The sequence below is a fragment of the Pseudoalteromonas sp. H71 genome, from assembly GCF_001468485.1.
In the GTDB taxonomy this organism is placed as follows: domain Bacteria; phylum Pseudomonadota; class Gammaproteobacteria; order Enterobacterales; family Alteromonadaceae; genus Pseudoalteromonas.
Map to the genome: position 1 here is coordinate 51,175 of NZ_LODI01000046.1, position 14,508 is coordinate 65,682.

14 protein-coding genes and 1 pseudogene are annotated in these 14,508 nt (G+C 40.4%); all 15 read left to right on the forward strand.

Going from position 1 to position 14,508, the window contains the following annotated elements:
* The first annotated feature begins 4 nt into the window (after window positions 1-4).
* The 15 genes and pseudogenes from ATS71_RS16465 (at window position 5) to ATS71_RS16535 (ending at window position 14,352) form a co-directional block, all read left to right on the forward strand.
* Window positions 5-3,169: an efflux RND transporter permease subunit gene (locus ATS71_RS16465; RefSeq protein WP_058405790.1), complete on the forward strand. Its 3,165-nt coding sequence runs from the start codon at window positions 5-7 to the stop codon at window positions 3,167-3,169.
* Between the two features lie 53 nt (window positions 3,170-3,222).
* Window positions 3,223-3,570 carry a copper resistance CopC family protein gene (locus tag ATS71_RS16470; protein WP_058405791.1) on the forward strand — a complete coding sequence of 116 codons (348 nt, stop codon included), beginning with the start codon at window positions 3,223-3,225 and terminating at the stop codon, window positions 3,568-3,570.
* Window positions 3,571-3,589: 19 nt separating this feature from the next.
* Window positions 3,590-4,460, forward strand: a pseudogene (locus tag ATS71_RS16475) (copper resistance D family protein).
* A 15-nt stretch (window positions 4,461-4,475) separates the two neighbouring features.
* Window positions 4,476-4,946 carry a YybH family protein gene (locus tag ATS71_RS16480; protein ID WP_008467847.1) on the forward strand — a complete coding sequence of 157 codons (471 nt, stop codon included), beginning with the start codon at window positions 4,476-4,478 and terminating at the stop codon, window positions 4,944-4,946.
* Between the two features lie 27 nt (window positions 4,947-4,973).
* On the forward strand, window positions 4,974-6,797 hold the full coding sequence (locus tag ATS71_RS16485) for a copper resistance system multicopper oxidase (protein ID WP_058405792.1): 1,824 nt from the start codon (window positions 4,974-4,976) through the stop codon (window positions 6,795-6,797).
* Window positions 6,794-7,660 (forward strand): copper resistance protein B, encoded by an 867-nt coding sequence (locus ATS71_RS16490; protein ID WP_028834968.1) that lies wholly within the window; start codon window positions 6,794-6,796, stop codon window positions 7,658-7,660. The genes ATS71_RS16485 and ATS71_RS16490 overlap by 4 nt, the downstream gene beginning before the upstream one ends.
* Before the next feature lie 645 nt (window positions 7,661-8,305).
* Window positions 8,306-8,728, forward strand: coding sequence for a hypothetical protein (locus ATS71_RS16495; RefSeq protein WP_010558026.1), 423 nt, complete (start codon window positions 8,306-8,308; stop codon window positions 8,726-8,728).
* 299 nt (window positions 8,729-9,027) lie between these two features.
* Window positions 9,028-9,441 carry a MerR family transcriptional regulator gene (locus ATS71_RS16500; RefSeq protein ID WP_008467855.1) on the forward strand — a complete coding sequence of 138 codons (414 nt, stop codon included), beginning with the start codon at window positions 9,028-9,030 and terminating at the stop codon, window positions 9,439-9,441.
* Window positions 9,442-9,542: 101 nt separating this feature from the next.
* Window positions 9,543-11,786, forward strand: a complete 2,244-nt coding sequence (locus ATS71_RS16505; protein ID WP_058405793.1) for a heavy metal translocating P-type ATPase — start codon at window positions 9,543-9,545, stop codon at window positions 11,784-11,786.
* Window positions 11,787-11,810: 24 nt separating this feature from the next.
* Window positions 11,811-12,164 (forward strand): cupredoxin domain-containing protein, encoded by a 354-nt coding sequence (locus ATS71_RS16510; RefSeq protein ID WP_058405794.1) that lies wholly within the window; start codon window positions 11,811-11,813, stop codon window positions 12,162-12,164.
* 8 nt (window positions 12,165-12,172) lie between these two features.
* Complete coding sequence (locus tag ATS71_RS16515) at window positions 12,173-12,508, forward strand: DUF2933 domain-containing protein (protein WP_058405795.1); 336 nt, start codon at window positions 12,173-12,175, stop codon at window positions 12,506-12,508.
* Window positions 12,501-13,166: a methyltransferase family protein gene (locus ATS71_RS16520; RefSeq protein WP_058405796.1), complete on the forward strand. Its 666-nt coding sequence runs from the start codon at window positions 12,501-12,503 to the stop codon at window positions 13,164-13,166. Before ATS71_RS16515 ends, ATS71_RS16520 begins: the two co-directional genes overlap by 8 nt.
* Window positions 13,150-13,572 carry a hypothetical protein gene (locus tag ATS71_RS16525; RefSeq protein ID WP_058405797.1) on the forward strand — a complete coding sequence of 141 codons (423 nt, stop codon included), beginning with the start codon at window positions 13,150-13,152 and terminating at the stop codon, window positions 13,570-13,572. The genes ATS71_RS16520 and ATS71_RS16525 overlap by 17 nt, the downstream gene beginning before the upstream one ends.
* Window positions 13,573-13,582: 10 nt before the next feature.
* Window positions 13,583-13,954: a hypothetical protein gene (locus tag ATS71_RS16530; protein WP_058405798.1), complete on the forward strand. Its 372-nt coding sequence runs from the start codon at window positions 13,583-13,585 to the stop codon at window positions 13,952-13,954.
* A 44-nt stretch (window positions 13,955-13,998) separates the two neighbouring features.
* Window positions 13,999-14,352, forward strand: a complete 354-nt coding sequence (locus ATS71_RS16535; protein ID WP_235590935.1) for a hypothetical protein — start codon at window positions 13,999-14,001, stop codon at window positions 14,350-14,352.
* The last annotated feature ends 156 nt before the right edge of the window (window positions 14,353-14,508 follow it).

Here is a 14,508-nt window from a genome sequence, read left to right on the forward strand (position 1 = left end):
AATAATGATTGAATCAATTATTAGATGGTCTATCGGCAATCGTTTCTTTGTTTTGTTGATTACCTTAATTATCGCGTTTGGTGGTTTGTATTCATTACAAAAAACACCAGTAGATGCACTCCCCGATCTTTCTGATGTGCAGGTGATAATTAAGACGAGCTATCCGGGACAGGCACCACAAGTAGTGCAAGATCAAGTGACGTTTCCCCTTACTACAGCCATGTTGTCAGTACCGGGAGCGCAAACTGTTCGTGGTTACTCATTTTTTGGTGATTCCTACGTCTATATCATTTTTGATGATGATACTGATTTGTATTGGGCTAGAAGCAGAGTACTTGAATACTTAAGCCAAGTAGCATCAAGCCTGCCTGATTCGGCAAAACCACAATTAGGACCTGATGCGACAGGTGTGGGTTGGGTATACATCTACGCTTTAACAGATAAATCTGGAAACCATGATCTAAGCCAATTAAGAAGTATTCAAGATTGGTTTTTAAAGTATGAATTGCAAACTGTACCGGGCGTGTCTGAGGTTTCCGCCGTTGGCGGTATGGTTAAGCAATATCAAGTGCTAGTTGATCCCGACAAGCTCAGAGCTTATAACGTGCCGTTAAGTCATATCCAAATGGCACTTAAACGAGGCAATAAAGAAACGGGCGCATCTGTTGTGGAAATGGCTGAAGCTGAATATATGGTTACCGCAACGGGGTATATTCAATCAGTTAGTGATATAGAGAAAATCCCACTTGGTATTAACGAACAAGGCACGCCATTGCGTATTGGTGATGTTGCTACCGTTAATTTAGGGCCTCAAATGCGCCGTGGTATCGCAGAGCTAAATGGTGAAGGAGAAGTTGTTGGTGGTGTTGTCGTTATGCGCTTTGGTGAAAACGCTCAACAAACCATAAACGGGGTAAAAGAAAAACTTGAATCGCTTAAATCTTCTCTACCAGAGGGGGTGGAGATTGTCCCTGTTTATGACAGATCGAAGTTAATAGATCGTGCTGTTGATAATCTTTGGAGCAAGTTGCTAGAGGAGCTTGCAGTCGTTGCTATTGTCTGTGTGGCTTTCCTATTTCATCTTCGCTCATCTATTGTGGCAGTTGTTACTCTGCCATTAGGTATCTTGGTGTCGTTCATTATCATGTATATGCAAGGCATCAATGCCAACATTATGTCTTTAGGCGGTATCGCTATTGCGATTGGTGCGATGACTGATGGTGCAATAGTGATGATTGAAAATATGCACAAGCATATGGAGAAAACACCACTAACAGATGAAAATCGCTGGCAAATTGTTGCTAAGGCTGCGAGTGAAGTAGGCCCTGCACTATTTTTTAGCTTACTGATCATTACAGTCTCATTCTTACCTGTATTTATCTTGGAAGCGCAAGAAGGAAGAATGTTCTCTCCGCTCGCCTATACAAAAACCTATGCAATGGCGGCATCAGCAGGTTTGGCGATCACATTGGTGCCTGTTTTGATGGGCTACTTTATTCGAGGCAAAGTTGTTTCTGAAAAGAAAAACCCGTTAAACCGATTATTGATTGCTATCTACATGCCTGTTTTAAAGCAAGTCATGAAGTTTCCAAAATCGACAATAGTAGCAGCAATATTAGTGACTATCGTTGGCTTTTGGCCTGTCGATAAAATTGGTAGTGAATTCATTCCGCCATTGGATGAAGGCGATCTCATGTATATGCCTACTACCTATCCCGGTATTTCAATTGGTAAAGCAAGGGAGTTATTGCAGCAAACAGACAAGCTTATTCGCACTGTGCCAGAAGTTGAAACTGTATTTGGTAAAGTAGGAAGAGCTGAAACTGCAACCGATCCTGCACCTTTAACCATGATTGAAACCTTTATTCAATTGAAGCCACAAGAGCAGTGGCGAGAGGGTGTGACTACTGAATCGTTAAAAGCTGAGTTTGATAAATTGGTTAAGTTTCCGGGCTTAACGAATGCTTGGGTTATGCCAATCAAGACCCGAATCGACATGTTAGCAACAGGCATAAAAACGCCTGTGGGTATTAAAGTCGCCGGACCAGAGCTTGATGTGATTCAGGAAATCGGCCAACAAATAGAGCAAATTTTACCCGAAGTTACAGGCACAGCATCAGTTTACTCAGAGCGAGTTGCAGGTGGACGATATATCAAGGTTGATATTTCACGCGATAAGGCAAGTCGCTTTGGGTTAAACATCGAAGATGTTCAACAAGTGGTTTCTACAGCTATTGGTGGTATGAACGTTACCCAAACGGTAGAAGGTCAAGAGCGTTACCCTGTTAACTTACGCTATCCGCAAGACTATCGAGACTCTCCTGAGCAGCTATCACGATTACCTGTTGTAACACCAAGTGGTCAACGCATTGCACTAGGTGATGTCGCAGATATTCGAGTTGAGAACGGTCCGCCGGGGATTAAGAGTGAAAATGCTCGTTTAAATGGCTGGACGTTTATCGATATAGACGGTGTTGACGTAGGTACTTATGTTGAAAGTGCAAAAATACACTTGGCTAATAATCTAAAACTACCAGCAGGTTATTCAATTACTTGGGCTGGGCAATACGAATATATGGAAAGAGCGAAAGAAAAGCTCACCTATGTATTGCCTTTAACACTCGCCATTATTGTTATTCTACTTTACTTAAACTTCAGAGCGTTTAGTGAGGTGGCTATCATTATCGTTACCTTGCCGATGGCGATGATTGGTGGCTTATGGTTGATGTATCTGGAAGGGTTTAACTTCTCTGTGGCTGTTGGCGTGGGCTTTATTGCTCTAGCTGGGGTAGCGGTTGAGATTGGTGTGATAATGTTGGTCTATCTCAATCAGGCACTTGCTGAGCTTAAGGAAAAAGCTGAAGAGCGAGCTGAACCTATCTCTGATGATGCATATCAAGATGCATTATTGCACGGTGCAGGCTTACGAGTTCGTCCAGTAATGATGACAGTTGCAACAATCATTATCGGCTTGATGCCCATTTTATATGGTACAGGAACAGGTTCGGAGATTATGAGTCGTATTGCTGCACCTATGGTAGGCGGAATGACAAGTGCTGTGCTACTCACTCTTATTGTGCTCCCAGTAATTTACTCAATCGTTAAAAAGCCAGAATTAAACGCCTTTAACAAGGAGCTTTCTAAGGCGGAGCTAAAAAGTAATGCTTAGCGAAGTTAAGAAACCATAAATAGCAATTTCAATAAACTAAAATAGAGGTAAATATGAAAAAACTAATTAAATTTTTAACCGTAATCAGTGTCGTTTTTAGTAGTGCGGTATTTGCGCATGTGCATCTTGAAAAAAGTGTGCCTGCTGATAATGCAATGCTAATGAATCCTCCAGAAGAATTAACTTTGATGTTCACCAAAGAGGTACGGGTTGTAAAAGTTTCATTGGCCAATAAACAAGGCGAAGAATTTAAATTTGGATTCGAGCCTTCTAAAGTCGCTACTAGCAAATTTACATGGAAACTACCTAAATTAGCTCCTGCAAACTACGCTGTGGATGTAACCTTCTTAGGTAACGATGGTCATAAAATGAAACATAGCTTCGGCTTTATGGTTCACTAAAATAGGCGGTGTGATTGATATGGAAATGTATATCTGGAATACAGTCATTGTACTGTCAAAAATTGTATTTTACGTCGGCTTTGCCTGTATTGCAGGTTATACATTTTTCAGGCAAATATTTGAGAATAATGAATCTCATACTAATGCTGTAATAGCGAATTTAACGTGGACAAGAACTTATATAGTTATGGCTTTGATCGCTAATATTACTTGGTTCTTTGCCAGTACTGGTGCAATGGCAGAAGAGGGAATTCAGGGGGCGATAGACGCTGATATATTGGCTATTATGTGGGACTCCTCTGTCGGCACTGGAGCTTTGCTTCGAGCGCTTGGGCTAGTTACCGCAATAATCGCTTTAGCTTTAAGGTTCAAACTCGCTGTGAACTCGTACTTAAAACAAAGCGCTTTAATGTTGAGTTTATTAATCCTTGCATACTCATTCACGTTACTGGGTCATATTTCTGAGTTAGGCACAATTGAAAAAGGCTTGCTTATTTTGCATGTGCTCGTTATGGCATGGTGGTTTGGGGCGTTATTGCCATCAGCTAAGTTATGCAGAACTTCATTTGCTGATGGAAAGCTTTGGCAAACAAGCAAGTTTTACATTGAGCCTATTGTTGGTAGCAGGCCTCTGGCTCGTGATTCAATTGGTCGGAAGTCTTGATGCACTAATAAGCTCAAGTTACGGACAAATACTGTTGTTTAAATTGGCCCTTGTAGTGTCTATTTTGGCACTTGCTGCTAAACATAAACTAATACTCGTTCCACAACTTAAAAATAGTCAAGGCAGAGAGGCTTTATCTAAATCTATCTCGATAGAAATGGTAGTAGCTTTTGCCATTTTATCTGTAACGGCTGGGCTTACTAGTGTTGTTGGCCCTGCAAATTAAAACCTAAAAGAGAGAATGAAAATGAAAACAATAAATATATTACTCGTTTTATTAATGACGTTTAGTTTCGCAGCAAACGCTCATGGTGATAAGAACAAAGACAAAGGTTTGTTTAAAGGTATAGATACCCCTGCCGCAAAAGTTGTTTTGGCATTTCATCAAGCACTTGAAACTGGCAATCAAAAACAGGCTAGAGCGCAGTTAGCGGATGATGTCACCATTTTCGAGGGAGGCCGCGTTGAAAGGAGCGCTGATGAATATGCTCATCATCATATGTTGTCGGATATGAAGTATTTAGCAGCGATGAAGAGCGACACACTTGAACATCAAGTGACGATACTTGGAAATACCGCTATCTCTGCGTCGCGTAGTCAAACTACAGGTACTCATAAAGGTGTTGAACGCGATTATCAAGGCATGGAAACGATGGTGCTGGAAAAACAAAATGGTGAATGGAAGATTAAGCACATTCATTGGTCACATTAATTTATTGGTTAAATAACGGAGTACAAAATGAGAATTAAAAGTCCATTACATCAAGTTTCTACGCCACGTAGACGCTTTGTACAAGGTGTAATTGCTGGCGGTGTATTAGCTGCTTTTCCAAGTGTTCTTCATGCAGCTTCATCTTTGATTGCTGGAACTTCAACAGGTACTGCGCCCGAACTAAGTGGAGAAGTAATAGATTTAGTGATAGATGAGTCACCCGTAAACTTCACAGGTGTTGTAAGAATGGCTACAACAATCAATGGCTCAATACCAGCTCCTACCTTGCGCCTCAGAGAAGGTGATGACGTTACTATCAGGGTAACTAATAAATTATCAGTGCCGAGTTCAATTCATTGGCATGGGATCATTCTTCCGTATCAAATGGATGGCGTACCGGGTATTAGCTTTAAAGGTATAATGCCGGGTGAAACCTTTGTTTATAAATTTAAGCTGCAACAAAGCGGCACATATTGGTATCACTCACACAGTGGCTTTCAAGAAATGACAGGTATGTACGGCGCATTAATTATTGAGCCAAGAGAAAAGGATATTATTAGTGCTGACAATGAGCATGTCATCCAATTGTCTGATTGGACTGATGATGACCCAATGGATTTGTTTCGCAAGTTAAAAGTACAGAGCGATGTATTTAACTTTAATCAACCTACTGTTCCAGAGTTTTTTGATGACATTTCAAATAGCAGCGTTTCAAATGCGCTACAACGCCGGGAAATGTGGAATAAAATGAGAATGAACCCTACAGATCTTGCAGACTTATCAGCATCTGCAATGACTTTTTTAATGAATGGTTGTGCGCCTTTGACAAACTGGCGTGGAATGTTTAAAGCTGGCGAAAAGGTTAGGCTTAGATTTATTAACGGTTCTAGCAATACGTTTTTTGATGTAAGAATACCTGAGCTGAAGTTAACAGTTGTACAAGCTGATGGACAAAATGTTGAACCTGTGACAGTAGATGAATTTAGATTTGGTCCCGGTGAAACTTATGATGTACTTGTCGAGCCAAAAAATGATGCATATACGATTTTTGCACAAAGCATGGATCGCTCAGGTTATGCTAAAGGTACTTTATCAATGGCACCTAACGTTGATGCACCAGTACCTTCTTTAGACCCCGTTGAGTGGTTAACGATGACAGATATGATGGGCAATATGACCCATGATAGTGTGCATTCTACAATGGCTGATACGGCAGGTATGTCGGGCATGAATTCTAATAAAATGGATCATAGTGCAATGGGTCATGGAGCGATGGCAATGGATCATAGTAAACATGGAATGACTAAAAACCCATTAGCTGTTGCTAGCACTAAAGTGCGTCATGCAAAAACAGAGTATGGAGCTTCTGTTGATATGCGTGTTGATATGCCTAGAACAAACCTTGATGATCCCGGTATAGGTTTACGTAAAAATGGACGCCGTGTTTTAACACTTGCAGATTTACATTCTCTTGAGGGAATTACAAACCAGCAAGAGCCAGAGGCTGAAATTGAATTACATTTAACTGGAAACATGGAGCGTTATAGCTGGTCATTTGATGGCTTGGAATTTGGAAAAAGCACGCCAGTTCACATGAAGCATAATCAACGTTTAAGAGTTATTTTACAAAACGATACAATGATGACACATCCCATGCACCTGCATGGTATGTGGAGCGATTTGGAGAATGAAAAAGGTGATGTACAGGTTCGTCGCCATACTATCCCTGTACAACCAGCGCAAAGAATTAGTTTTTTAACAACACCTCATGACGTAGGTCGCTGGGCATGGCATTGCCATTTATTATTCCACATGGATGCAGGTATGTTTAGAGAGGTAGTTGTATCATGAAAAAATTAATACTAACCAATACGTTAAGACTATTATTAATAGGTTTGCCCCTTATAAGTGTATCTGTATCTGTATCTGCAAAAGATGAGATGACTGAGATGGGTGATTCTAAAATGCAAGCACAAGGTGGAGATGCACCTAAAGATGCTAGAGACCCCCATGCTTATGCAGCAGGTACAACTTTGACTGAAGGCCCTTATGCACTCAGTAGCGACAAACGACTGACTTTGGCAGATGAGCATTCATTTTACGCGCTACTAGGGGATCGTCTTGAATATAATGAGCAAACAAACGCAGGTGTTTTTGACTTTCAGGCATGGTATGGCACTACTTTTGATAGATTAGTCATCAAAACTGAAGGAGATTTTAGCGAAGGTAATTTAGAGGAGAACCAAACAGATTTTCTATGGGGCCACGCAATATCTGCTTATTGGGATACACAAGTCGGTATTCGACTTGATTACAATAACGAAGGTGAAAACCGCAAATGGCTAGCTTTTGGTTTACAAGGTCTAGCCCCCTACTGGTTTGAAATTGATATGACTGCGTATTTAGGAGAGCAAGGTAATAGTGCATTTTCGATCGAAGCTGAGTATGAGCTATTACTTACTCAAAAGTTAATTGTTCAACCACGAGCAGAGTTGACGCTTTACGGTAAGGATGACGTCCAAAATAACCTTGGTAGTGGCTTGTCTAGCAGTGCTATTGGTTTTCGGGTTCGTTATGAGTTTACCCGCCAGTTTGCTCCCTATGTTGGCGTTGAGTGGACAAATAAATTTGGTAATACAGCCGACTTTGCGAAGTTAAATGGGCAAAGTACTCGTGATACTGCTTTTGTTGCAGGTATCAAGTTCTGGCTCTGATATGAAGAAATACTATATTGACTTGATGAGAGCTACCGCAACTATATTGATGGTAGCTTTCGTTTTTTGGGATTTAAACCATTTTAGTTATGTTAGGAAAGGCCTAGCTAATAGTTTTTTTGGAAAGAACTAAGAGCAGTAATAGTAAGCTACTTCTTGTTTTCAGTCGGTGCCAGTCTGGTGTATACCTATCAAGGTGGAATATCAGCTAAGAAGTAAAGTTGGCGAATGGTTAAGGTTAAAGAGTCAAGGCAAAAAACATCGCCATTGAAAGACGTACAATAGGCCATTTTATCACTTTTGATGAACGGGAATTGGATGTGCCCGGGATAGAACCGATTGTTGCAAAGTACTGCGCTTAAAGCTGAACAATTGGAAAAATGATCCATTACTCAATACCTAGTTATGAGCGTAGGGTTTTTATTTCTTTTAATGGTGCTCATGCTTGGCTTCAATCTCATGAGTATAAATTAGACACCCCTTTTATACTTGTGAAGTTAAAGCTGTTTAAAAAAGTAAAAAGTAAAAAGTAAAAAGTAAAAAGTAAAAAGTAAAAAGTTTAGGTTTTAGTTCAAAGGTTGATCAAGATCATAAAATTATTTTTATAAAGTGGCTAATATTGTAGGTGATAAATAAGGAATTAAAATGTTTGGACTTTTCAAGTGGTTTAAAATAGTGGTAATTACTCTGTTGCTTACGCAGCATGGCTTTGCTATTGCTAAACCAATGAATTGTGAAGAACATCAAAATGGATCTTCCGACACGCATATTATACAACCAAGCAAAAATATGCATCATCAATCAATGAATGACAATAGTCACTATCACACTGAAAATTCGCAAGATTCTAAAAACCGTCATGGTGATGAAGACTGTGAAAAATGTAAAGCTGGTGATTGTGTTTGTTGTGAAGGCGGTTTTTGTACAAGCTTTCATTTAAATGCCTATCTTGTGGAAGCGCAAGACGAAGGTATTTGCAATATTCATTCTGAGCTAATTCTACAGCGTATACCCCTACCAAAATCTGGTATCCATCTCTTACTTTATCGTCCACCAATTATTGGCTAATCACGGGATCAGTGCGCCTTTTTTTCGCCAGTCCCATCAAAAATAAAACGATTTACTGATTGGTTTAAATTACCAACCGTTTTGAACAATTAGCACAATATTTTTTGGAGGCATGATGAACATGCTCAAACTATTGCTATTTACAGTACTTAATGCTGTCGATTTTGACCGAGATTTCTCTTTTACCAAAAAATTAGTTTTTAGCTTATTCACTAGAATTAGTACTTGACCTGTGTCTTAGACACAGGTCTAAGCTGAAGATGAGAGTACAAACTTAGCTAAAAAACTGAGGAGTGAATATGAAAGTTGCGGAGCTGGCAAAAAGCCTTGGAACGACTGCTGATACGGTGCGCTATTACACCAGATTAGGATTGTTAAAACCTGCTAAGTCAGTGAACGGCTACAAGTCATACTCGAATAAAGAAGTATCGAGACTTAAATTCATTTTAAGTGCCAGAAACCTTGGTTTTTCCGTTGCAGATATCAAGGAAATTATTAATGAATCTGAAGATGGTAAAAGTGCGTGCCCATTAGTCAGAAGCCTGATCAAAGAGCGGCTTGAAGAAACAGAAAAGCAGTTTCAAGCAATGTTGGCACTTCGAGGAAAAATGTCTTCTGCGCTTTCTCGATGGGAAGAAATGGAAGACAAAGCACCGACTGCAAACATGGTTTGTCATCTCATCGAAAACTTTGAGCAAATTAAAAAAGCATAGGAGGAAAAAGGGTGGCTACTAACACAAATATAAAAACTGAATCAGGCTGTTGCTGTCAGGCAAAAGCTCAATCCTCTTCGTGTAAAAGTAAGGAGAATACGTTGGAGAAAGTATCACATAACCAACAGCTTATCATTGAAGGTGCTGGGTGTGCTAGCTGTGTAGGCAAAATTGAAGGGGCGTTGAAGGCAACTCTTGGAGTCGTCAGTGCGGAAATGAATTTTGCTGATAGGACAGTAACAGTTTATGGGACAGCTAAAACAAAAGAGTTGATCAAAGCTGTTGAGTCAGTGGGGTATAACGCGAAGCCAATTGATGATAGCTCAGCAACAGATGCGCTTGATGAGAAAGAGGCTGCGGATTTTGCATATTACAAAAAGCTAATGCGCGATACGTTTATTGCCCTTTCACTCGGCGTTCCTTTGATGATCTACAGCATTGTGGTTGGAGAAATGACGGTTGAAACAAACCTTGAGCGCATGTCTTGGCTGGTTGTAGGCATTTTAACTTTTGGTGTTATGTATTTTTCAGGTAAGCATTTTTATGTTGGCGCTTGGAAAAGCTTTAAAAACCACTCCGCTAATATGGACACTCTAATAGCTTTAGGAACAAGTACAGCTTGGTTGTATTCGATGGTTGTCGTGTTTGCACCTGACGCTGTTCCATTGATGGCACGGCATGTTTATTTTGAAGCTACCGCCATGATCATTGGCTTAATTGATTTAGGTTTAGCATTAGAAATCAAAGCCAGAGGTAAAACCTCTGAGGCCATTAAACGTCTTATCGGCTTGCAAGCCAAAACAGCAACCGTGGTTCGTGACAACAAAGAAGTTCAGATAGGTATTGAGCAGGTTTTATTTAACGATATTGTGAAGGTAAAACCGGGTGAAAAAATTCCCGTCGATGGCGTGGTATTGGAAGGACACACCTCTATTGATGAGTCCATGCTGACAGGCGAACCTATGCCTGCTGAAAAAGCTGAAGAAGATGAGGTTGTCGCAGGTACTTTGAACAAATCAGGCATGATTTTATTTAGAGCCACACGCGTTGGTAAAGACACGGCGCTTGCACAAATCATCAATATGGTGAAACGAGCACAAAATTCAAAACCGCCGATTGGCCGTTTGGCCGATGTTATTTCAGCTTTTTTCGTACCTGTCGTGATGATCACCTCTGTGTTAAGTGCGCTAGCATGGCTTAACTTTGGACCTGAGCCAGCCATTGCTTTTGCCATCGTTTCAGCAACTACTGTGCTTATTATTGCCTGCCCGTGTGCTTTGGGCTTGGCAACGCCTATGTCTGTTATGGTCGGAGTAGGAAAAGCAGCAGAAGCAGGAGTGCTAATTCGAAACGGTGAAGCACTGCAAACCGCCTCTAAAATCACTGCCATGATTTTAGATAAAACGGGCACTATTACTGAAGGGGCACCTAAGGTAACCGATATTGTTTTGGCAAAAGCTACTGACGAAGAAGGCGTACTACAGCTTGCAGCAAGTTTAGAAAGCGGCTCAGAGCACCCTTTAGCGCAAGCGATTGTTGAAAGTGCGTTAGATCACGATATTGAGTTACTAAAAATTGAATCGTTTAACGCCATTACGGGTTTTGGTGTAGAAGCAAGCTGCAACAACAAAGCCCTGCTTTTCGGAAACGATAAACTAATGAAGTTAAAAGGCGTAGACCTCACAGGCTTTGTTGAACAAGCACAGTCTTTAGCCAAAGAAGCCAAAACACCTATGTACTTTGCTGTAGATGGTGAACTTGCAGCAATCATTGCTGTTGCAGATCCCATTAAGTCAGACTCAATCTCTGCTATCCAACGTCTTCAGGCTAATGGTATACGCGTCATCATGCTAACGGGGGATAACAAGGAAACCGCTGCCGCTGTTGCCAAAAAAGCGGGCATTAGCGAGTTTTTTGCTGAAGTGCTGCCAGAAGACAAAGCCAACAAGGTGAAAGAGCTACAAGGCAGTGGCGAAATCGTTGGTATGACAGGTGATGGCATCAACGATGCTCCGGCGCTAGCGTTAGCTGATGTTGGTTTTGCTATAGGCACAGGTACAGACGTTGCGATTGAAAGCGCGGATATTACCCTGATGCGTGGTTCACTTCATGGCCTTGCTGATGCCATCGCGGTAAGCAAAGCGACTTTACGAAATATCAAACAAAACTTGTTTGGCGCGTTTGTCTATAACGTAGCCGGGATTCCTTTTGCTGCGGGGGTTCTATACCCCTTCTTTGGCATTCTGCTTAGCCCTGTAATTGCTGGTGCTGCAATGGCGTTTTCGTCATTGACCGTAGTGTCAAATGCAAATCGACTTCGCTTTTTTAAAGCCCAAAACTCATAGAAAGTAAGCATTAGGAGAATCACAATGATTATAATTAACTTATTAGGCTTAGTGTTAATTGCAATGATTGTTTGGTGGTTTTGGCTATACAAACCCAATAAAACAATTGTTCAAGATAGTGAAGTACTCATTGAAGTGAGGGATGGCGTGTATTCACCATCCTCAATTCAAGTGTCTGCTAGCCAGCCTGTCACTCTGAAGTTTATGCGCAAAGATCAATCACCCTGCGCTGAAACAATGCTTATTCCATCATTGGAGATAAGTGAGCAGCTTAAATTAAATGAAATTACTCAAATTACCTTATTGAACTTATCACCGGGAGAGCATGAGTTTCATTGTCAGATGCAAATGTATCGCGGTGTCTTAAAGGTCGTTTAGGAGGCAACATGAAAAATGAGCACCCTAAATTTTGGTTTACACCCACAGGTTGGGCTGCATTGGTGCTTATTGCCGCAGCCACCTATTTTTTAATCTTTGAACATGGACAACATGTTCTGCAATTTCTTCCCTATTTAATTTTGCTGTTATGTCCTTTGATGCATGTATTTATGCATGGCAGTCACGGCAAACATGGTCACGATCATTCACATGCGCCTGATGACAAAAAGGAAGAGAGCTTTCAAGAACTCACGGATAAAAATGAAGCCTATCGCGATGGCTACATACAAGGGTTAGAAGAAGGACGCAAGGAATTGCATAAGAAGGAGAACAGTGATGAATGAGACATATGATTATGGCTTATGGTCAATGGTGATACTGAATTCAGCAATTTTTATCTTTTTTGCCTTTAGTTTTGTAAAACCAAAAACATCAACTGATTGGCGAAGCCTAGGAGCGTTCTCTGCCTTTATTGTTGCCCTATTTACTGAAATGTATGGCTTTCCTTTAACTATCTATTTTTTGTCTGGATGGTTAACTGAAAATTACCCAGAAGTTAACTTCTTTGCGCATGAAAATGGGCACTTATTACATACTTTCTTTGGTTTGGAAGGTGATGCCCATTGGGACCCATTTCATATAGCGAGTATGGTGTTTATTGTGGCAGGTTTCTTTATGTTGTCTTCAGCATGGAACGTATTGCATCACGCGCAAAAACACCATCAATTGGCTACTACAGGATGGTACGCGAGGTGTCGTCACCCACAGTACGTAGCTTTCATTCTAATCATGTTCGGCTTTTTATTGCAGTGGCCGACCATCCCAACACTTGCGATGTTTCCAATCTTAGTCGTTGTTTACGTCAAGCTAGCGAAACGCGAAGAGACACAAGCTATTGCCGAGTTTGGTTCGGAGTACCATAGCTATATGGAATCGACACCAAGTTGGATTCCAAATTTTAATAAGAACATAGAAGGTAAAAATCATGAAAACGTTAACTAAATCAATTTTATTTGTCAGCTCACTATTGGCGGCCACAAGCTTATTTGCTCAAAACAATGAGAATAAACATGAAGGTGCGAACAAATCGGATATGCATCAAGGCATGGCAATGTCGCATGAGAACATGGGAAAAATGCATTCAAAAATGATGGAAATGAAAAAGGAAGTCCATGCCATTAAAGCTGAAAAAGATCCTGAAAAGCAAAAGCAGATGATGGCTGAACATCACCGCTCAATGATGAAGATGATGCAATCCATGCACAAAAACATGGAAGCAATTCCAATGCATAAGCAAATCAAGATGGCTGAACATCATCTGGAAATGATGGAAAACATAATGCCACAAATGAAATACAAAATGGCAGAAATGAAAGACAAAAAACAACAACACTCGCACTCACATTAGGAGATAAATTATGAGCGATTTAGATCATAGAGTTGGCGTTAGAGAGCAGAATTTAGTTGTTCGAAATTTAAGACTAAGTAATGTCACAGAAGAAAACTGTGACGAGTTAGTAAAAAAAATTGATCAGCTTTTTGGTATAGATGAAGTCAGTTACAACATCAAAGAAGGTGAAATACACCTAGCATATGATGCGGCAAATATAAACCTTGATGGGATTGAGGAAGTTATTCGCAAACATGGTGCCGATGTTCATGATGATTGGTGGACGCACACTAAAGAAAGTTACTACAAATTTGTTGATCAGAATGTTAAAGACAACGCTGCTCATAAACCGTGGAGTTGTCACAAAGTTCCTCCGGGTGCAAGCCGGAAAAATAAGTAAGCTTCCAAAGAGCTTGCTCAGTTAATAAGTTAGATGAGGAAAAAATGATGAAAACATCCAATATGAAAATTCTTTTGCTTGTTGTATTCGGTATCTTTTTAGCAGGCTGTTCGAATACTGCGTTTTATCACAAAAATATGATGAGGGGCCAAGTGGTTGAGCAGTCTACTGATCGAACTCTGATTTGTATTGGTGCCAAACATGGTGCAGAGGTTGGACAAAAATACAGTGTTATTAGATTCCATGAGGAAATTGCGCCGGGTGAAGGTGATGATCCGTACACTATTGAAAAAGTGGGAACGGTACAAATTACTAAAATTGTAAATGATCACTTCGCAACGGTAAAACTAATATCTGGTGACATCGCAGCGAAAGATATGGTGGAACTTGAAGACTAGTAAAGTGGTGGCGAAAGCCACCACAAGAGCATAACAATAAAACTTAATGAAAAAACTTTAGTGTTATTTTGTACAACCTTTGAGATTGTTTGCTCAGTTCTGGTTATCTTGATGCCAGTACGACAGAAAAAATGTTACATATGAATTAGAAAGGTG